The 18,485-nt window shown below is 58.5% G+C and carries 19 protein-coding genes and 1 tRNA gene; 10 read left to right on the top strand and 10 right to left on the bottom strand.

Going from position 1 to position 18,485, the window contains the following annotated elements; translation table 11 throughout:
• Positions 1-6: 6 nt before the first annotated feature.
• Positions 7-2,283: an exopolysaccharide transport family protein gene (locus ACI3K0_RS09155; protein WP_183827100.1), complete on the bottom strand. Its 2,277-nt coding sequence runs from the start codon at positions 2,281-2,283 to the stop codon at positions 7-9.
• Between the two features lie 171 nt (positions 2,284-2,454).
• Here ACI3K0_RS09155 and ACI3K0_RS09150 point away from each other — a divergent pair, with 171 nt between their 5' ends.
• The 9 genes from ACI3K0_RS09150 (at position 2,455) to ACI3K0_RS09110 (ending at position 8,675) form a co-directional block, all read left to right on the top strand.
• Entirely contained in the window at positions 2,455-3,045 is a 591-nt protein-coding gene (locus tag ACI3K0_RS09150) for a polysaccharide biosynthesis/export family protein (protein ID WP_148145317.1), read from the top strand.
• A gap of 6 nt (positions 3,046-3,051) precedes the next feature.
• Positions 3,052-4,209, top strand: coding sequence for a glycosyltransferase family 4 protein (locus ACI3K0_RS09145; protein ID WP_183827103.1), 1,158 nt, complete (start codon positions 3,052-3,054; stop codon positions 4,207-4,209).
• Positions 4,210-4,286: 77 nt separating this feature from the next.
• Complete coding sequence (locus ACI3K0_RS09140; protein WP_183827106.1) at positions 4,287-5,831, top strand: undecaprenyl-phosphate glucose phosphotransferase; 1,545 nt, start codon at positions 4,287-4,289, stop codon at positions 5,829-5,831.
• The gene (locus ACI3K0_RS09135) at positions 5,828-7,090 is read left to right on the top strand and encodes an O-antigen ligase family protein (protein ID WP_404945262.1); all 1,263 of its coding nucleotides are present in this window, start codon (positions 5,828-5,830) and stop codon (positions 7,088-7,090) included. The genes ACI3K0_RS09140 and ACI3K0_RS09135 overlap by 4 nt, the downstream gene beginning before the upstream one ends.
• Before the next feature lie 30 nt (positions 7,091-7,120).
• Positions 7,121-7,411: a helix-turn-helix transcriptional regulator gene (locus tag ACI3K0_RS09130; RefSeq protein ID WP_183827112.1), complete on the top strand. Its 291-nt coding sequence runs from the start codon at positions 7,121-7,123 to the stop codon at positions 7,409-7,411.
• Between the two features lie 71 nt (positions 7,412-7,482).
• Entirely contained in the window at positions 7,483-7,632 is a 150-nt protein-coding gene (locus tag ACI3K0_RS09125; protein WP_404945261.1) for a hypothetical protein, read from the top strand.
• Between the two features lie 93 nt (positions 7,633-7,725).
• Positions 7,726-7,914: a hypothetical protein gene (locus ACI3K0_RS09120; protein WP_112457211.1), complete on the top strand. Its 189-nt coding sequence runs from the start codon at positions 7,726-7,728 to the stop codon at positions 7,912-7,914.
• 182 nt (positions 7,915-8,096) lie between these two features.
• Positions 8,097-8,441, top strand: coding sequence for a hypothetical protein (locus tag ACI3K0_RS09115; protein ID WP_183827115.1), 345 nt, complete (start codon positions 8,097-8,099; stop codon positions 8,439-8,441).
• Between the two features lie 157 nt (positions 8,442-8,598).
• A tRNA-Pro gene (locus tag ACI3K0_RS09110) sits at positions 8,599-8,675 on the top strand.
• Between the two features lie 202 nt (positions 8,676-8,877).
• Here ACI3K0_RS09110 and ACI3K0_RS09105 read toward each other — a convergent pair.
• The 7 genes from ACI3K0_RS09105 to ACI3K0_RS09075 all read right to left on the bottom strand — a co-directional run bounded on the left by ACI3K0_RS09105 (position 8,878) and on the right by ACI3K0_RS09075 (position 14,111).
• Positions 8,878-9,360: a BA14K family protein gene (locus ACI3K0_RS09105; RefSeq protein ID WP_183827118.1), complete on the bottom strand. Its 483-nt coding sequence runs from the start codon at positions 9,358-9,360 to the stop codon at positions 8,878-8,880.
• A gap of 116 nt (positions 9,361-9,476) precedes the next feature.
• A complete protein-coding gene (locus ACI3K0_RS09100) occupies positions 9,477-10,013 on the bottom strand; it encodes a MerR family transcriptional regulator (protein ID WP_183827121.1) in 537 nt (178 codons plus the stop codon).
• A gap of 332 nt (positions 10,014-10,345) precedes the next feature.
• Positions 10,346-10,684, bottom strand: a complete 339-nt coding sequence (locus tag ACI3K0_RS09095) for an integration host factor subunit alpha (RefSeq protein WP_139673127.1) — start codon at positions 10,682-10,684, stop codon at positions 10,346-10,348.
• A gap of 118 nt (positions 10,685-10,802) precedes the next feature.
• Positions 10,803-11,774, bottom strand: a complete 972-nt coding sequence (locus ACI3K0_RS09090; RefSeq protein WP_404945260.1) for a beta-ketoacyl-ACP synthase III — start codon at positions 11,772-11,774, stop codon at positions 10,803-10,805.
• A 19-nt stretch (positions 11,775-11,793) separates the two neighbouring features.
• On the bottom strand, positions 11,794-12,840 hold the full coding sequence (gene plsX / locus ACI3K0_RS09085; protein ID WP_148145326.1) for a phosphate acyltransferase PlsX: 1,047 nt from the start codon (positions 12,838-12,840) through the stop codon (positions 11,794-11,796).
• A 145-nt stretch (positions 12,841-12,985) separates the two neighbouring features.
• Complete coding sequence (locus ACI3K0_RS09080) at positions 12,986-13,552, bottom strand: DUF177 domain-containing protein (protein WP_148145327.1); 567 nt, start codon at positions 13,550-13,552, stop codon at positions 12,986-12,988.
• Positions 13,553-13,571: 19 nt separating this feature from the next.
• Positions 13,572-14,111 (bottom strand): ubiquinol-cytochrome C chaperone family protein, encoded by a 540-nt coding sequence (locus tag ACI3K0_RS09075; RefSeq protein ID WP_183827127.1) that lies wholly within the window; start codon positions 14,109-14,111, stop codon positions 13,572-13,574.
• A gap of 219 nt (positions 14,112-14,330) precedes the next feature.
• Between ACI3K0_RS09075 and ACI3K0_RS09070 the strand changes: the two genes are divergently transcribed.
• Positions 14,331-14,846 (top strand): outer membrane protein assembly factor BamE, encoded by a 516-nt coding sequence (locus tag ACI3K0_RS09070; protein ID WP_183685073.1) that lies wholly within the window; start codon positions 14,331-14,333, stop codon positions 14,844-14,846.
• Positions 14,847-14,918: 72 nt separating this feature from the next.
• Here the strand turns inward: ACI3K0_RS09070 and ACI3K0_RS09065 are convergent, their stop codons facing one another.
• Both ACI3K0_RS09065 and ACI3K0_RS09060 read right to left on the bottom strand, forming a co-directional pair.
• Positions 14,919-17,060 carry a sodium-translocating pyrophosphatase gene (locus tag ACI3K0_RS09065; RefSeq protein WP_183827130.1) on the bottom strand — a complete coding sequence of 714 codons (2,142 nt, stop codon included), beginning with the start codon at positions 17,058-17,060 and terminating at the stop codon, positions 14,919-14,921.
• A gap of 188 nt (positions 17,061-17,248) precedes the next feature.
• Entirely contained in the window at positions 17,249-18,472 is a 1,224-nt protein-coding gene (locus tag ACI3K0_RS09060) for an MFS transporter (protein ID WP_183827133.1), read from the bottom strand.
• Between the last annotated feature and the right edge of the window lie 13 nt (positions 18,473-18,485).

Here is an 18,485-nt window from a genome sequence, read left to right as displayed (position 1 = left end):
AGAGTTTCAAGCGGCGCTGCGGCGGCGTGATGACGGCGACTGGCTGTCGTCCGGCTGAGCCATGACGAGCAGGTTGCGGAAACCGGCATCGGCATAGGTGACGACAAGCTCGGCAATGGCATCTTCGGTAAAGCCCGGAACAGAAAGAATGATCTCCGTTCCATCGGTGCGCACGAGACGCTTCAGGCTGCCTGTATCGGCGGGACCACATTCGATCAATACAAGGTCATAGGCGTCGGAAAGCGCATCGATGATCATCGTCAGGCGATCTGCGGCACGCATCGCACGAACAGGATCGGAGATGCCCTGCGGCACGATATGGGCTTCCGATAGTCGATCAGGATGGATAGCCTCGCCGAAGGCGGTTTCTCCGCAGAGAAGATCAGTGATCCCTGGTAGCCGGTCATGCTCGGCCATCAGACGCGTCGGGCAGGCCGATCCGGTCAGATCGATAAGGATCACGTTTCGGCCGGCTTCAGCCACTGCGCGCGCCAGCATGACGCTGGCCGTCGAGCCGCCATCACCATTCGGAGATACGGCGACAGCAACAGGGACAGCGTGACGCTGGAGGTAATGAGCAACCGAGCCGATCGTGAAGCCGGTATCGACGACGGGAGCGACTTCAGTCTCGTCGGATCCGACAGGTTGCGGGCTGGCTACATTGATCTCTTTTGCCGGTGGAGCGGCAGCCGGTGCGGGCGGTAGGACGGCGGTGCGAACCTCCTCCTTCCGTTCAATCACGGCTCTCTGTTCCGCCAGCGCCGTGGTTTCGACCCGCGTTTCGCGCGAGACGATGGCGACGGGTGGCGCAGCGGCCGGCAACGGCGCTTCTGCAATCTTCTCCCGTTCCTGAACCGGCGCAGGCTCCAACGAAACCTCGCGATTGATCGGCCGGAGTGCCCGACCGCTGAACAGTTCGGAAATCATCACAATCAGGCAGCTGACGATGAGTGCAGCGAGCGTCACGACGGTGACGATCGGGATAACCTTGGGGAAATAGGGCTCGGACGGCTCAACTGCTTTCGAGACGACGCGGGCGTCGGCTGGCGAAGCATTGCCATCAAGCCGGGAAGTCGCCTCACGATAACGAGCAAGATAGGTCTCAAGCAATTGCCGCTGGGCGGCGGCCTCGCGCTCCAGCGCGCGAAGCCCCACCTCTTCCTCTCCGGCGCGAGCGGAATCTGCCTTCAACGTATCGAGCTGCGCCATCAGCTGCTGCTCGCGCAGGCGAGAAACCTCGGCCTCGCTGTCGAGGCTCGCCAGAACTTTACGGGTTTCGCTGGCAATCTGCTGTCGGATTTGCGCCAGCTGTGCCCGCAGGCCCTTGATCCGGGGATGGCCGTCGAGAAGCGATGTCGCCTGATCCGAAATCTGCGCCTGAAGATTTGTCTCAGCTTCCTTGAGCCGCTGGATGACCTGCGATCCTGCAACATCCGCGATTGTGTCGGGTGCGCGTCCCGCACCCAGCGCGGTGCGAACATTTTCCACTCTCGCCTCGGCATTGGCCCGCTCTCCGCGCACACGGGTGAGTTCGGTCGAGATATCGTTCAATTGCTGACTGGAGAAGCTGTTGGTTTCATTCGTCCGAAACAGGCCATTTCTGGATCGATATTCAGCAACCTTGCTTTCGGCCTCCCTGACCTTCTGCGTCAGATTGGCGATCTCCGGCTCGAGCCACTTGGCCGTTTCCGAATGCGTATCGAGCTTGGCGCCACTCTGGAGCTGAAGATAGACCTCTGCCATCTTGTTCGGAATGGTCGAGGCAAGGATCGGATCGTGCGAAGAGAATTCGACGCCGATGACGCGGGAATTCTCAACCGCGTAGACTTCCAGCCTCTCGCGGAATTTTTCCACGACCCGATCTTCGGGATCGAGCGCCATGGGGTCCGGCTTCAGCCCCACCATAACCAGAAGATCAGGCAGAAGTGATCGCGCCGCCGGATCGAATTCCTTGTACTGAGCAAGGTTCAAATCGCGGGCAACGCGGCGGATCAGATCGGTCGATTGCAGCAACTGGGCCTGGCTGGTGATGTTGAGACTGTCCAAAACCGGATCGTTACCGGCGGCTGCGCCCGCCCCGCCCGTAAGGTTCGGGGAGCGCGATTCGATCAGAAGTCGGGTCTCGGCTTTGTAGCTCGGCGTCATCATGCTGGTAACGACAAGAGTGGCTACGGCCGCAAAGGCAGTAACAGCAATGATCCGCCCTTTGCGCGCCCATACCGCGGCGATCACGCGGCCCAGATCGATATCCACGTCCTGGTAATTGCCGTTGGCACCCGACATCACACACTCCAGCGTCTCAATTCAGCGAATGGTAAAGGACCATGGTAACGCTGCGGTTAACGACCCCATACTTGCGAAGTTGCTTATATTGAACTCCCCCTTTACCCGCCATTAACCCTAACAGATCCATAACGAACAAAATGATACGAACAGCCGGAGCCTGAGTGGGACATGGTCGTTGCCCGACGCAGACAAGTGCAGACCCGTAAGGTGCTGGCAGCGGCGTTGGCCGTCACAGCCGCACTGCTGAGTGGCTGTGCCTCCAGCCCGCCGCCGGCAAAGGGCTTTGAAGCAGCTGCATTGCAGCCCTATCGGCTGGATAGCGGTGACCGTCTGCGCGTCACCGTGTTCGAACAGCCGGGACTGACAAACACCTACACGGTCGATCAGGCCGGCTACATCGCATTCCCGCTGGTCGGACAGGTCGCGGCCCGCGGCCAGACCCTGCCGGCGCTCGAAGGCTCTATCGCGGGCCGTCTGAAGCAGGGCTATCTGCGAGATCCCGACGTCAGCATCGAAATCGATCGCTATCGCCCCGTTTTCGTCATGGGTGAAGTCGGACGGCCGGGCCAATATTCCTACGTGCCGGGCATGACGGCGCAAAATGCGATCGCCATTGCCGGCGGGTTCACCCCGCGCGGCAACGAGCGGGACGTCGACGTGACACGCAAGGTCAATGGACAGGTGGCGACCGGCCGCACGGCAATCACCGCCCCGATCCTTGCCGGCGACACGATCTATGTCCGCGAGCGCCTGTTCTGACCCAAGATGCGACCCCTTCCCCCCTTGCGCATCCTGCATTGCTTCCGCAATCCGATAGGCGGGATCTTTCGGCATGTGCGCGATCTGGTGGAAGAGCACAGCGCCGCTGGTCATCAGATCGGCATTCTCTGCGACAGTTCTACGGGCGGCGCCTACGAGGACGCGCTGTTCGAGACCATCAGGCCGAAACTCGCCCTGGGACTGACGCGCCTACCGATGCGGCGAGCCATTTCGCCTTCGGACATGATCGCTCTTGCCAAGAGCTATCAGCATATAAAAAGTTTGCAGCCGGACATCCTGCATGGACATGGCGCCAAGGGTGGCGCAGTGGCCCGGATGATCGGCTCAGTGTTGCGGGTAAACAGGTATCGCGTAGCCCGCGTCTATTCTCCGCATGGCGGCAGCCTGCATTTTACCCGGTCATCACCGACCGGGCAGATTATCCTCAGGCTTGAGCGCCTCCAGGAGAATTTTTGCGATGCCATAGCCTTCGTCTGCGATTACGAGAGGCGGACCTACGAGGCCAAGGTGGGAACACCAAGACCACATTCGCAGGTCATTTATAACGGTATAAACGAAGCCGAATTCGCGCCCGTCTCGCTGGAGCCGCAGGCTACGGACTTTCTCTTCATCGGCATGATGCGCGACATGAAGGGGCCGGACGTGTTTATCGACGCCTTTCTGCGCACCGAACGCCGCATCGGCCGGCCTTTGACCGCAATGATGATCGGCGACGGTCCCGATGAAGACAAATACCGGGCCATGATCTCGGAGCTCGGGCTAGATCGACGCATGCAGATGTTGCCCGCCATGCCTGCTCGCAAGGCTTTTGCGCTGGCCAGAACAATCGTGGTTCCGTCCCGTGCGGAGGCGATGCCCTATATCGTGCTCGAAGCACTCGCGGCAGGCAAACCCGTTATTGCATCCAGGGTTGGCGGCATACCGGAAGTGCTGGGTGAAAGCAGCGAGGCGCTTGCCATTCCAGGTGACGCTCAGGACCTCTCCAGCATCATGACAGCCGCCGCTACACAGCCTGATTGGCGTATCCGCACCATGCCGAAACCCTCCGCCTTCAAATCAGTATTCTCCGCACAGGTGATGGCGCGCGACATGCTCGGCCTCTATCGGGATGCCCTGCAGGCCGGCAATGGAAAGCCAGCCTAAAGGCTTCCTTAGCATCTTCCTGATAAGCGATTTCTCATGATCTCTCCGTTGACAACCGGGAGACAAGGGACCGTTTCATGAGCGACTTGGGCAATCGGCCGGACCTGGACCTCGAGGCATTGCGCCGCAGCGTCGCGGAGGGCGGATCACATAACGGACCGGCAACTCCCGTCGAGCTCAATCCGTTCGCCAAACAGATAGCCGACCAGTTTAGCGACAACAATTATTCACCGACTATGCTGATCGGACAGTTTCGCCTGTTCGAATTCGTATCGCTTCTCGCGATAGGCCTGCTTGCGTGCTATTTGCAGCCGGTTCCCGCTGACAGTCATTTCCTCACTCGTTTCGTTGTAACTGCCGTTGGCGCATCGTTGACGGTGCTGTTCCTGCAGCTTGCCGATACTTATCTCATCCCATCTATCCGCGCAGCACGACGGAATGCCAGACGAGTACTCGCCGCCTGGGCGATGGGCTTCATTTTGACCTATCTCGGCATCTCGATCGCCGAGGGTGTGCTTTACCCCGTCGGCGCCGCAACGATCTGGTTCCTCTGCGGCTGCGCCTTCCTGCTAGGCGAACGCCTTCTGACCGCCTATGCGATCCGCCACTGGGCGCGCAACGGCGTGATGGAGCGCCGTGCCGTCATCGTCGGCGGCGGCGAGCCTGCGAAGCAGTTCATCCGCGCATTGGAACAGCAGCCAGACAACGACATTCGCATCTGCGGCATCTTCGATGACCGCGGCAGCGACCGTTCTCCGAGCGTCGTGGCCGGTTACCCCAAACTTGGCACATTCGCCGAACTGATCGAATTCGCGCGCCTCGCGCGCATCGACATGCTGATCATCGCCTTGCCGGCAAGCGCAGAGGCGCGAATCCTGCAGCTCCTTCGCAAACTCTGGGTGCTTCCCGTCGACATCCGGCTCGCGGCTCATGCGAACCGCCTGCGTTTCCGGCCCCGCTCCTACTCGCATGTCGGCTCGGTGCCGATGTTCGACATTTTCGACAAACCGATCCGCGACTGGGATTCCGTTGCAAAACGTTCCTTCGACATCGTTTTCACACTCATTGCTATCGTACTTCTGTGGCCGATCATGCTGGCTGCCGCGATCGCGGTCAAAACGACGTCCGAAGGACCGATATTGTTTCGGCAAAACCGGCACGGTTTCAACAACGAGACCATCAAGGTCCTCAAGTTCCGTTCCATGTATACGAACATGAGCGACCAGACGGCTGTCAAAGCGGTCACCAAGGGTGACCCGCGCGTTACCCCGGTGGGACGCTTCCTGCGCAAATCATCGATCGATGAACTGCCGCAGCTCTTCAACGTGCTGAAGGGCGAACTTTCCCTGGTCGGCCCGCGTCCTCACGCCGTTCACGCTCAAACGGGCGAACGCAAATATGTCGATGTCATCGAAAGCTATTTCGCCCGACACAGGGTCAAGCCCGGCGTCACCGGATGGGCACAGGTCAAGGGCCTGCGCGGCGAACTCGATTCGGATGAAAAAATCCGAGCCCGTACCGAGCATGACCTGGACTATATTGAGAACTGGTCATTGCTCTTTGATCTGAAAATCCTGTTTCTGACCCCGATCAGCCTGTTCAACACGGACAACGCGTATTGAGTACGGCGAATTTCGAAACCCGGGCCCAGCGCCTTTCCGCAGCACAGATTGCCCGGCTTCTCGGGGCCTGCCTGCTGGCGTTCGGTGTCTTCCTGTCGGGTTTTGTCATCTCGGAACCTGCCCCATACGAACTCGTCATGGTGATTCAGATCGCCATCTGGTTCCTGCTTGGCCTGCGCATTTCGCGCACTATCTGCCTTCTGCTTGCGCTGCTTATGGTCTTCAATATTGGCGGCATGTTCTCCATCACCGTCATGAAGGATATGAGCGGCGCGCCGATGTATATCGCCGTCTCGATTTTTCTTGCGTTAAGTTCGGTCTTCTATGCCGCGATCATCGAGGATGATCCGGGCAGATTCGAACTGATCTTTCGGGTCTGGGTGGTGGCGGCGATCATCACGGCGCTTCTCGGTATCCTCGGCTATTTCAACGCCTTTCCGGGCGCCCATGTTTTTACCCGCTACGATCGCGCCATGGGTGCGTTTCAGGATCCGAACGTGTTCGGGCCTTATCTCATCGCCCCGATCCTCTACATGCTCTACCGGCTGCTGACAGGTCGCATCATGGAAGCGCCGTTTCTGATCGCCGGCATACTGGTATTGGTCATCGGCGTATTCCTTTCGTTTTCCCGTGCAGCCTGGGGGTTACTGCTTTTCAGCGGCATTGCGCTTGTCGTTGCAATGCTTTTGAAAGAGCGGACAACCGCATTCCGGCTGAAGATCCTGATCATCTCAGCCATTGCAGCGCTGGCGCTCATTCTTGCCCTGGTCATCGCGCTTCAGATTCCCCAGATCTCAGACCTTTTCACCAACCGTGCCAAGCTGGTGCAGTCATACGACGGAGCAAGGTTCGGCCGTTTCGAACGGCACCGGATCGGCTTCCTGATGGCTATGGAGCGGCCCTTCGGGCTGGGCCCAATGGCATTCGGCAAGATCTATGGCGAGGACGAGCATAATATCTGGCTTAAATCACTCACGACCTACGGCTGGCTGGGTGCGGTGACCTACCAGATCATGATCTGGTCCACGATCTGGATGGGTTTCCGTTATCTCCTGCGGGAGCGACCATGGCAGCCCTATCTGATGATCTGCTGGGTCATGATCCTTGGCCATTCGCTCATCGGCAACGTCATCGACACCGACCACTGGCGACACTTCTATCTGCTTCTCGGCCTCCTGTGGGGCTGCTACGCGCTCGAGCATAAACATATGCGGCGGCAACGCGCCATAGACGCTACGGCAGGTGCTGCAGGCGCTTGACTTCGGCCGGAGTCATTCCAATTCATAAGCATGATTACCACATCGCAATTGCGCGCAGCCCGCGCCATGATCGGGCTTTCGATCGAAGAGCTTGCCAAGGCGGCCGGCGTCTCCGGCAACAGCATTCGTGATGCCGAGGCTTCAACAGGCAATGCCGAGCCGGAGCTTTCAAGAAAACTGAAGCGGGTGCTTGAATCCCGCGGCATCATCTTTGTTTCCGCCGGTCAGCAGGACGCATCCGGTCCCGGCGTCCGCCTGCATCACCAGCCAATAGACGAAGGCATCAGACCCCAGAATCTGAATTCGACCAATGACGACTAGATTCCATAAATTTTCTGGAACCATTTGAGTTGAAACGCGTTTCTCCGCCGAAATCTACATCGGGGACATGCATGACACGCAGCAACAACCTTTATCTCATCATCGGCGCACTGATCGTCGTGGTCGCTGGCCTTAGTTTCTATCTATTCCGCGAAGAAACAAAGCCTGAAGGCGTATCAATCAGCATCGGGGAGAATGGCGTGAAAGTTGAAGGACAATAAAGGTAAAATTGCGTATATAAACTTAACTACATAAGCGCATTCTTTATTTCACATTACCTTTGGCAAAGTCGCTGAACACGAAGAGGGGTTCACATGACATCGCATCTCAGCACTGCTGACATCGAGGAAAAAGGTTTGAGGAAAGTATGGAGCGTCGCCGATTTTTCGCGCCGCTACCGCCTCGATACCGAAGAGGAAGCAAGACTTCTGAAGCTTCTTGGGCCTTTCGCCACCCAGCAGGAACTGCTGATGAACGCCAGCCGGGCTCCTCGCTTCAGATAACACCAGGCAAAACATAGCGAAGCACTCATTGATTGAGTGCTTCCTGTCCTGCGTTTGATTATTTCCCTATACTTAAAAGCAAACTCTCACCGCGGCGGAACTTTTTGATCCACCAGCGGGTTACTTCTCCGTGGATTTATAACTTATGCGCGACGTCACGACTTACGCGCGGAGGAGAAGAGATGTTCAAGATGGTTTCAAAATTCGGACTTGCGGCGGCCCTGTCTGTGGCCACGTGCTCGGTCTTTGCCATGCCGGCCGCGGCACAGGATATGGAGCTTCGCATCGGACCGGATGGGGTACGCCCGGTTATACGGGACCGCGACCGGGATCGTTACGGCGATCGCGACCGGGACCGGGACCGCGGCTGCAGCCCCGGCGAGGCACGTGCCGCGGCACGTGACGAAGGGCTTCGTCGCCCCGAGGTGGTTCGCGTGACATCCCGTAGCGTGACCGTTGAAGGCATGACGCGAAGCGGTCCGGATCGCATCACCTTCGCAAATCGGCGCGGTTGCCCAATCATCTGATTGGGATGCTTTTTCCAAAATTAATCTAGTCCTGCCCTACCTTGCGCGTGCGGCAGGACTTTTTCGTCGGATCATGTGCAACCAGCATCAAGACCGGGATTTTTCGCTTGCGCCAGCAATGTCATGCCAGTATGGAAGTCTTGCTCTCGAAGCAGGTCGGAATGTAGCGCAGCCCGGTAGCGCACTTGACTGGGGGTCAAGGGGTCGTGGGTTCGAATCCCGCCATTCCGACCAATTATCCCCCATCTAAAATCAGTTGGATTTTTCTCTCTTGCGCTTCGCACGATGGCATCGTCGAAGGGCAGGCTCTTGCGTTTTCCGCCTACCTCAACAACAGCTCCTCCCGGTAAATCGCAACTCCCCTTTTTTCAACCCGATAAAAAATGCCGCCCCGTTGGACGGAGCGGCATCGGTAATCGCGGAAAGATCGAGCACCTTAACGATAGGGCGAGTAGCACTGCTGGCGGGGACCATTATAGGGCTGGAAAGTGTTGTCATATGTTCGATATGAACGATAGCGAGCATAGCACCAGTTCACATGGCTGTTGCCGCCGACATAACGGCGCTCCGGCGGAGCGTAGCGAGGCGCGGCCAGTGCGCCGCCGATGATAGCACCGGCAGCAAGCCCGCCAATGATCGCACCTGTATTAGAGCCGCCGTGATGACGATGGTGACGCCAGCGACGGTCACTGTAATACCGGCGATCATCACGCCAGCGACGCTCGTCACGCCAGCGGCGATCGGAATAACGTGGTCCATAACGTCGCCAGTCATGACGGCCTTCACGCCATTGAACCTTCTCAACCTGCTGTGAGGCTTGAACCGAAGGGGCGCGTACCATCGGAAATGCATTGGCCGGTACGACGCCGGTCAATGCGGTAACGGCGGACACCAGGATAATTGCAAGTTTCTTCTTCATTTCATTCTCCTCGGAATGTCTCCCTGAGGTAAATGATCTGATTTGCGTGCTGAACCAGAGGTGAACAGTAAAATTCGGGTGATCACATATAGTTGTGGTGACCGGCGTTGATTGTTTCAGCGTACCTGGTCCAGTAACCGCTTACATTCCAGGAGATCGAACAGCGCTTCCTGCAGCAATGCGCGATCTTCCTTGCCCACACTCGATTTTCCGATCGACACTTCCGGAGTGCCGTCGTCCCCAGATGAACCGAAGCCGAAAAAGCGGCCGCTGGGCTTGACCTTGGGCCGTCCCAGAACCTGATCTTCCTCGGTTGCTCCAACCTTCGGCTCGGCGTGCTTCTCGCTGCTTGAGGCAATAATGGCGTCCATGGTGGCAACATCGCCCGAGGCGATGGCCGCAACGAACTTGTTGCCATTCGTCTTCAGAAGCTTCTGCACGCCCTTGATCGTATAACCGTGATCGTAGAGCAGATGACGGATGCCTTTCAGTAGCTCGACGTCCTCAGGCCGGTAATAACGACGACCACCGCCACGCTTCATTGGCTTGATCTGCGTGAAACGGGTTTCCCAGAAGCGCAAAACGTGCTGCGGCAGATCGAGATCATCTGCGACTTCGCTGATCGTGCGGAATGCATCCGGGCTCTTGTCCACGCTCAAACCTCCAAACAGCGGCCGTGAAGCCGACCCAAGCCACGCCACCTCGCTTCAGATCTGACGCGAGAACAACCGGGTGACGATTCATAATCCTGGTATCGCATGCCGATTCCGGCTTTCGTGACGATGCGACAGACTACGCTCGGATTCCCACTTATCTCAATGGGTTGAGAGCAAGGATTCAAGCATGTTCACAGGAATGAGATAAAACAGGAGCTTATGCAGAGCGTTTCCGCTTCTCTTCAAAACGCTAAATCGCTCTATCTCTTTATCTTGACGCAATTCCGGACGGAAAACCCGTGCCTAGTTTGGCTTCAATTGCTTCAAGCTCAGGCGACCGGAGCCGCAGACTTCTGCTTGGCCTTGCGGCTGGTATGGGACTTCAAGATCCGTTGCTTCAGGACATTGGAAGCCTTGAAGGTCATGACCCGGCGCGGAGAAATCGGCACTTCCTCACCGGTTTTCGGGTTACGTCCGATACGCTCGTTTTTCGAGCGGACCTGGAAGGTCGCGAAGGAGGAAAGCTTTACGACCTCGCCGCGAATGATCGCGTTGCAGATCTCATCAATTACTGTCTCTACGAGCTCCGCCGACTCAGTCCGGGAGAGCCCAACCTTGCGAAATACCGATTCCGCCAAGTCTGCACGCGTCACTGTCTTTCCGGCCATGATCCCCGCCCAGTTTGCAAATTGATCTCGTCAAAGCCACACAAGACTATTTTGCTTGGCGATCAGGGTCAAGCACCTGTCGCCAATCAGTTATTTGTTCCGGAAGGCCGTGGCATTCCTACCAGCGAACGAGAACAGAACCCCAAGTAAATCCACCGCCCATCGCCTCGAGCATCACCAGATCGCCCTTTTTTATCCGGCCGTCCGAAAGCGCTACTGAAAGTGCGAGCGGGATCGATGCAGCGGACGTGTTTCCATGAAGATCCACAGTCACGACAACCTTCTCTGGCGGAATGCCGAGCTTTTTGGCAGACGCATCAATGATACGGCGGTTGGCCTGGTGCGGGACAAGCCAGTCGATATCCTCGGCTGTTGTTCCAGTCGCTTCGAACGCGCCTTCGATAACGTCCGTGATCATGCCGACAGCGTGCTTGAAGACCTCGCGGCCTTCCATGCGCAGGTGGCCAACCGTTCCGGTCGAGGACGGCCCACCGTCGACATAGAGTTTTTCCTTGTGGGAGCCATCAGAGCGCAGCTTGGCCGTCAGGATGCCACGATCACTCATGGTCCCCTCGCCTTCCTGGGCCTCGAGCACGAGTGCGCCCGCACCGTCGCCGAACAGAACGCAAGTCGTGCGATCTTTCCAATCGAGGATACGCGAGAAGGTCTCAGCGCCGATTACCAGCGCTCGGCGTGCCATGCCGCCGCGAATATGCAGATCGGCCGTCGCCATCGCATAGACAAAACCGGTGCAGACGGCCTGCATGTCGAAGGCATAACCGTGTTCCATACCGAGACGGCGCTGGATGTCGACAGCCGTTGCCGGGAACGTGTTGTCCGGCGTCGAGGTCGCAACCAGGATGAGATCGATGTCGTCCGTTGTCAGGCCGGCATTGTCGAGTGCTGCGCGTGCAGCCTGCTCTCCGAGCGAGGCCGTGGTTTCGCCTTCGCCGGCGATATAACGCTGCGTGATGCCCGTGCGCTGGACGATCCATTCGTCGGTCGTATCGACGATGTCTTCCAACTGACGATTGGTCACTACCCGTTTCGGGAGCGCTGCCCCATAGCCGCGAACTACTGATCGGATCATTCTCAATCACATCCTGTCGTCATGCAGCTTCAGGACCAGCCGGAGGCTGATGCTTGGCATGATAAAGTGTCAAATCCTGCGCGATCTTCGCGTTCAGGTCGTTGCGCGCCATGTCATAAGCGACATCGATCGCCGCGGCAAAGCCATCGGCAGTAGTGCCGCCATGGCTTTTGATAACGATGCCGTTAAGGCCAAGGAATACGCCGCCGTTGACCTTGTTCGGATCCATCTTCTCACGCAGCCGGTCAAACGCGGGTTTAGCCAAAAGATAGCCGATCTTGGCAAGTAATGTGCGGGACATCGATTCGCGAAGCAGCGTCGCGATCTGCTTGGCAGTGCCTTCAGCCGTCTTCAGCGCGATATTGCCGGTGAAACCTTCAGTGACGACCACGTCGACCGTACCCTTGCCGATATCGTTTCCTTCGACAAATCCGTGGTAGGCGATCGTCGGAAGGTTAGCCTCGCGCAGTAACCGGCCGGCTTCCTTGACTTCTTCCTGTCCCTTCACCTCTTCAACGCCGACATTGAGAAGGCCAACCGTCGGGCGGTCGATCTCGAACAGGGCGCGCGCCATCGCTCCGCCCATCAAGGCAAAATCGAGAAGCTGCTGGCTATCAGCACCAATCGTCGCCCCAATATCCAAAACAATGCTTTCGCCTTTGAGGGTTGGCCAGATGCCGGCGATTGCCGGGCGCTCGATATTGGCCATCGTCCTCAGACAGAACTTGGCCATGGCCATCAGGGCGCCGGTGTTTCCAGCAGAAACGCAGACATCTGCCTCTCCGAGTTTCACCGCCTCGATGGAGCGCCACATGGATGAAACGTAACGGCCGCGCCGCAGAGCTGCGCTCGGTTTTTCGTCCATGGAGACGGCGACTTCGCACTCGTGAAAAATCGAGCGGTCGCGCAGTTTCGGGTACTTGGCCAGCAACGGCTCGCATTCGCCCTTCAACCCATAGATGATGAAGGTCGCCTCGGGGTGCCGTTCGAGAGCCTTTGCAGTACCGGGTATGACAACCTCGGGACCGAAATCACCCCCCATGGCATCCACAGAAATTCTGATCACGCGTATCTGATCCTTATCTTCGACCGAACGGACCGGCCATTAAACCCGTCCAGCGGTCGTCGCCGGCGTTCCGGCCATGCTCATGCTTGGCCCTGTCGGCGAAATCGTGGCCAAAATATAGTTTTCGCCGCCGCTTACAACAGGCCTAGTCTTTTTTCCAGTCCTTGAGCGCCGCGAACGGGTTCGGCCGATCGCTCTTGGCATCAGCCGTGCTCTCGATATGGTCCGAAAACTCGACGCCCTGCTTGCGCGGATAGGGATCGATCGCCAGTGCCGCAAACTCGGTGATCGCCTCGCCGATATCGATAGTGTCTCCGGCGAATTCCTCAGGAAGATCGGGACCGTCCGGATCAAGCACCATCTCGGCCGCGTCCTTGGCGACGACGCGAGCGAGCTTGGATCCCTCGGGAACGAATATCTGCTCGAAATCTTCGTTGATGCGTGATTCGACCGGCTCCAGCGTCAGCACGCAGGCCTGGACGATCTCGGCTTCGACGCGCCCCTTGACGCGCACGCCGTCCTTTTTCCAGCGCGACAGATAGACTTCCGCCTGCAGCGACTTCACCTCCAGAACCTGCCATATCTCGGCGAGGTCCTTGCGCTCACGGTCATCGGCAGACACCTTGACTGTAACGGCATTGGCCGAAATGTTTCCGACTTTGACCGGATAGGAGAATGGCGGCTTTCCCGCCGAATTGTTGTCGTTTTTCATCTTTCCTCACTTTCCCGTTTCAGCCGGCCAAGGGCTGCGGGATAACCGCGTTGCCGCGAGCGATATCGTCTTCCGGCGTTACAGCGAGATGCCGCTCCGCCTCGGCCATCCATGCGGCCAGCCGCGCCATATCAGGCGCAGACTGGTTTTCCGGATATATGTTGCGGGCAAGGCCTTTCGCCAGCTCTCCAAGATCGCCCGCATCGAGCGCCTTGGCATAGGTCTCCAGCCGCCCGTAAAACATGCCGGCGAGTTTCTTCATGCGTTTAGGAACGCCCTGATCACCGATCCCGAGCTCGCGGATCGAATGGTCGAGATCCTGGAAAAACGCATCCACAATTTCCTGTGCCAGTTCCTGCCCGCTGGTCGGAGACTTCGCGGTCCGGCGAAAAAACAGGATCATTGTGATCGACAGCATTTCGTAGCGGCCCATGACCGTGTCGGGCACACCAAGATCGGTGTAGAACACAGGCGTGCGGGCAGCCGAGGTAAGGGCAGCATATTGCCGGTCGACAATGACCCGATTGTGTTTTTTCTTTTTGAACAGCCCGAAGATCATCGATAAGTCCCGCGAATGTCCGGGCCCAATGTTGCATGGAGACGAAAGCTGGTTTACCGAAGCAGGCGCGAATTGCAATGCCGTTCGGCCGGGGCCGCAGACGGGATGCGTTCGATCCGTAAAAGGTTTGGCATTGCAGGGTTCTCTTCCCCGGAATAGCCACAATGGTGATGAACAGCAGAAGTCCGGTCTCAAGCGCCGGTCTCGTTTACCTGGGGGATCCCGTTGAAGAAGCGGACTGTCGAGTACGGTATGAATTTTCTGAATAAAACTGCCATCAGCCTTGTGCTTGTCGCTTCTGTCACCGCCGCTGGCTGCACGTCGATGGATATCGGCGACACCATGTATAACGGCTACGTGATCGACCAGAAGTCGCTTGCCCTGATCCCGGAAGGTTCGAGCCGCGAACAGGTGCTGCTGACAATGGGCACGCCATCGACAACGGCAACCTTCGATTCGGAAGTGCTCTATTACATTTCACAGAAGCGCGAGCGCGCCGCCGCCTTCATGAAGCCGAAGCTGGTCGAGCAGTCGGTTCTCGCCATCTACCTCAACAAGGAAGGCGTTGTCGCGCGCAAGGCGAACTACACGCTCCAGGACGGCAAGGTATTCGACACGATCTCGCGCACCACGCCAACCGGCGGTCGCGACCTGACCTTCCTGCAGCAAATCCTCTCCGGCGGCTCCGGCCCCGGTGCGGGTGCGGCGGCAATGCGCAGCCTGCTCAGCAACTAAACAATCATCGAATGCACAGAAGCCCGCGGATCGCTCCGCGGGCTTCTTTCATTTGAAGAGGTGGCAGGCAGTTCAGCCAGCGAGGATCGCCAGCAGCAGCAAGGCCACTATATTGGTGATCTTGATGGCCGGGTTGACCGCCGGGCCTGCCGTATCCTTGTAGGGATCGCCGACCGTATCACCGGTGACCGAGGCCTTGTGAGCATCGGAACCTTTCAGGTGACGCTGGCCGTCCTTGTCGACGAAACCGTCCTCAAAACTCTTCTTGGCATTGTCCCATGCGCCGCCGCCAGACGTCATCGAGATGGCGACGAAGAGGCCGTTGACGATCACGCCGAGAAGCGAGGCTCCGAGTGCCGCAAAGGCAGACGCCTTGTCGCCCCCGGAGATCAGCAGAACGCCGAAATAGACGACGATAGGGGCGAGGACCGGAAGCAGCGACGGAATAATCATTTCGCGGATAGCGGCACGCGTCAGAATATCGACCGCACGACCGTAGTCCGGCCGATCGGTCCCCTGCATGATACCCGGCTTCTCGCGGAACTGACGGCGAACCTCTTCGACGATCGAGCTTGCTGCCTTGCCCACGGCGGTCATGGCAATACCGCCGAACAGGTAGGGAATAAGACCACCGAAGATCAGACCAGCGACGACGTAAGGATTGGCAAGGCTGAACGAGATCGGCCCTACCCCTTCGAAGTACGGATATTGCTGCGGATTGGCGGCAAAATACTGCAGGTCGTTGGAGTATGCGGCAAACAATACGAGTGCACCAAGACCGGCGGAACCGATGGCGTAGCCCTTGGTGACCGCCTTGGTGGTGTTGCCGACGGCATCGAGCGCGTCGGTCGACTTGCGAACTTCCGGCGGCAAATGAGACATTTCGGCGATACCGCCGGCATTGTCCGTGACCGGCCCGAAGGCGTCGAGCGCGACGATCATGCCGGCAAGGCCGAGCATGGCGGTCACGGCAATACCCGTGCCGAAGAGACCACCCAGCTGATAGGTGGCAATGATGCCGCCGACGATGACGATTGCCGGAAGCGCCGTCGATTCGAGTGAGACGGCGAGACCCTGGATGACGTTTGTACCGTGACCGGTGACCGACGCCTGGGCAATCGAATTGACCGGGCGTTTGTTGGTGCCGGTATAGTATTCGGTGATAACGACGATCAAAGCCGTGACGACGAGACCGACAAGACCGCAGACGAAAAGGCTGGTGCCGGTGATTTCCTTGCCGGCAACGGTGCCGATCACACCCCAGCCGACCGTCATCGACGTGGCGATGGCAAGGCCAAAAATGGACAGGACTCCGGTTGCGATCAGGCCCTTGTAGAGAGCCCCCATGATCGAGCCGTTGCTGCCGAGCTTGACGAAGAAGGTGCCGATGATCGACGTGACGATGCAGACGCCGCAGATGGCCAGCGGATAGAGCATCGCCGATTCGAGCACCGGAGCGCCGGCAAAGAAGATCGCGGCAAGCACCATGGTCGCAACGACCGACACCGCATAGGTCTCGAACAGGTCGGCCGCCATGCCGGCGCAATCGCCGACATTGTCGCCGACGTTATCGGCAATCGTTGCCGGGTTGCGCGGATCGTCTTCGGGAATGCCGGCCTCGACCTTGCCCACAAGGTCGCCACCGACATCGGCACCCTTGGTGAAGATACCGCCGCCGAGACGAGCGAAGATCGAGATGAGCGAAGCGCCGAAGCCGAGCGCGACAAGCGCGTCAACGACCTCACGAGAGCTGCTTGCGTGGCCGAGGCCTGCGGTCAGCACCCAGTAATAAATGGAGACACCGAGAAGTGCGAGACCGGCAACCAGCATGCCGGTGATCGCCCCCGATTTGAAGGCGATATCTAGCCCCGCGGCAAGGCTGTGCGAAGACGCTTGCGCCGTACGAACATTGGCCCGGACGGAAACATGCATGCCAATAAAACCTGCAGCGCCGGACAGTACCGCGCCGATTATAAAGCCCAAGGCAGCCGTGCCGGACAGAAGCAGCCATGCAAGTATGGCAACGACGACGCCGACTGCGGCAATCGTCATGTACTGGCGCGTCAGATAGGCTTGAGCCCCCTCACGGATATAGCCAGCAATTTCCTGCATGCGTTCATTGCCCTGGTCGGCGGCCATTACGGAACGCGTCGCCCACACGGCATAGATGATCGACAGCAGACCGCAGACGATCACACCCAAAATGACTGTCATACTATTTTCCTCTCCCTGATCGCCGGGACGAAAAATCCCGGCTGCGCATTTCCCTGCGGATGCTCTCCCCTCCCAAGGAAGCGTTTCCGCCATGCGAAGCGAGATTGCGGTGGAGATGAAATGACGTCAAGCCCTGCGGGGACAAGGGCTCAAATGGACGCAGGTTGTAATATGAGTTAATACTCGCCTTACAGCGACTTCGCCGAAGAGCGCCTGAACAGCAGGGCGGCGATCAAAAGAAGGCAGATCACCGCAACCGGCCAGATCACCATATTGATGAAAGACCAACCCCAGGTGACGAAGACCTTGCCTGAGGAGAATGACGACAATGCCACCGTGCCGAACAGCACGATATCGTGAAACCCCTGAACCTTGTCGGCTTCATGCGGCCGGTAGCTGGATGCGACAATCGCGGTCGACCCGATGAAGCCGAAATTCCAGCCGATGCCGAGCAGGACAAGCGCGCCCCAGAAATTCCAGAGCTCGATGCCGAGATGCGCGACGACGGCGCAGCCCATCATCACGAAAATGCCGATTGCAACGACCTTTTCGGCACCGAAGCGGGAGATCAGCGAGCCGGTGATGAAACTCGGGCCGAACATGGCAAGCACATGCCACTGGATGCCAAGGGTCGCCATTTCGGGCGGGAAACCGCAACCGATCACCATGGCAAGCGGCGCCCCAGTCATGACGAAGGTCATCAGGGCATAGATGCAGATGCCGCAGATCATGCCGGTTAGAAAGCGCTGCGTCAGAACGATCTCTTTCAGCGGCCGTGCCGGCTCAGAGCTTTGGGGGGCCGTCTTCGTCTGCGGAAGCTTCAGAAAGGAGAATATGCCGATCCCCGCGAGGCAGAGCGGAATGAGCGCGATGAAGGCTCCCGCAAAGGTCACCGGGGCAAACAAGTCCTTCGCCCAGATGACGATCTGGGGGCCGAGAACCGCCGAGACGATGCCCGCGCCGAGAATCCAGGAAATCGCCTTGGGCTTGTAGGAGGACGGCGAAGCATCTGCGGCGGCAAAGCGGATTTTTTGCGTGAAGCCGGAGGACGTGCCGATGAACAGAAGCGCCAGGGCGAAGAGCCAGAAGCTCTCGCGAAAAAGTGCGATCGCGGCGAAAGCACCGCCGGCAGCCCCGATCAGGCAACCGGCCATGAAGGCTTCACGGCGACCGAGAAAGCGCGACAGAATGGCGATGACGACTGCGCCGCAGGCCGTTCCGACATTGAAGGCGGTGATGGGGGCCGTGGCGAGAGACTTATCGTCGCCGAGCAACTGATATCCGGCAAGCGAGCCGATTGCGATCGAAAGAGGCGCTGCGGATCCAAGGATTGCCTGGCTTACCGCAAGTAATGCGACGTTGCGGCGGGCGGCGCGCATTTGCGTCTGAAGGCCGTCCACCACACCGTCCATGTCTGCCTACCTG

The sequence above is a fragment of the Rhizobium sp. ZW T2_16 genome, from assembly GCF_044987325.1.
Taxonomy (GTDB): Bacteria; Pseudomonadota; Alphaproteobacteria; order Rhizobiales; family Rhizobiaceae; genus Neorhizobium; species Neorhizobium cellulosilyticum.
This window is presented reverse-complemented; position numbering and strand designations above follow the sequence as displayed.

Excerpts from the sequence above, each read along its gene's own strand:
- ACI3K0_RS09155 (WP_183827100.1), bottom strand. The coding sequence starts at position 2,283 with ATGTCGGGTGCCAACGGCAATTACCAGGACGTGGATATCGATCTGGGC.
- ACI3K0_RS09150 (WP_148145317.1), top strand. The coding sequence starts at position 2,455 with ATGGTCGTTGCCCGACGCAGACAAGTGCAGACCCGTAAGGTGCTGGCA.
- ACI3K0_RS09145 (WP_183827103.1), top strand. The coding sequence starts at position 3,052 with ATGCGACCCCTTCCCCCCTTGCGCATCCTGCATTGCTTCCGCAATCCG.
- ACI3K0_RS09140 (WP_183827106.1), top strand. The coding sequence starts at position 4,287 with ATGAGCGACTTGGGCAATCGGCCGGACCTGGACCTCGAGGCATTGCGC.
- ACI3K0_RS09130 (WP_183827112.1), top strand. The coding sequence starts at position 7,121 with ATGATTACCACATCGCAATTGCGCGCAGCCCGCGCCATGATCGGGCTT.
- ACI3K0_RS09125 (WP_404945261.1), top strand. The coding sequence starts at position 7,483 with ATGACACGCAGCAACAACCTTTATCTCATCATCGGCGCACTGATCGTC.
- ACI3K0_RS09120 (WP_112457211.1), top strand. The coding sequence starts at position 7,726 with ATGACATCGCATCTCAGCACTGCTGACATCGAGGAAAAAGGTTTGAGG.
- ACI3K0_RS09115 (WP_183827115.1), top strand. The coding sequence starts at position 8,097 with ATGTTCAAGATGGTTTCAAAATTCGGACTTGCGGCGGCCCTGTCTGTG.
- ACI3K0_RS09105 (WP_183827118.1), bottom strand. The coding sequence starts at position 9,360 with ATGAAGAAGAAACTTGCAATTATCCTGGTGTCCGCCGTTACCGCATTG.
- ACI3K0_RS09095 (WP_139673127.1), bottom strand. The coding sequence starts at position 10,684 with ATGGCCGGAAAGACAGTGACGCGTGCAGACTTGGCGGAATCGGTATTT.
- ACI3K0_RS09090 (WP_404945260.1), bottom strand. The coding sequence starts at position 11,774 with ATGATCCGATCAGTAGTTCGCGGCTATGGGGCAGCGCTCCCGAAACGG.
- ACI3K0_RS09080 (WP_148145327.1), bottom strand. The coding sequence starts at position 13,552 with ATGAAAAACGACAACAATTCGGCGGGAAAGCCGCCATTCTCCTATCCG.
- ACI3K0_RS09075 (WP_183827127.1), bottom strand. The coding sequence starts at position 14,111 with ATGATCTTCGGGCTGTTCAAAAAGAAAAAACACAATCGGGTCATTGTC.
- ACI3K0_RS09065 (WP_183827130.1), bottom strand. The coding sequence starts at position 17,060 with ATGACAGTCATTTTGGGTGTGATCGTCTGCGGTCTGCTGTCGATCATC.
- ACI3K0_RS09060 (WP_183827133.1), bottom strand. The coding sequence starts at position 18,472 with ATGGACGGTGTGGTGGACGGCCTTCAGACGCAAATGCGCGCCGCCCGC.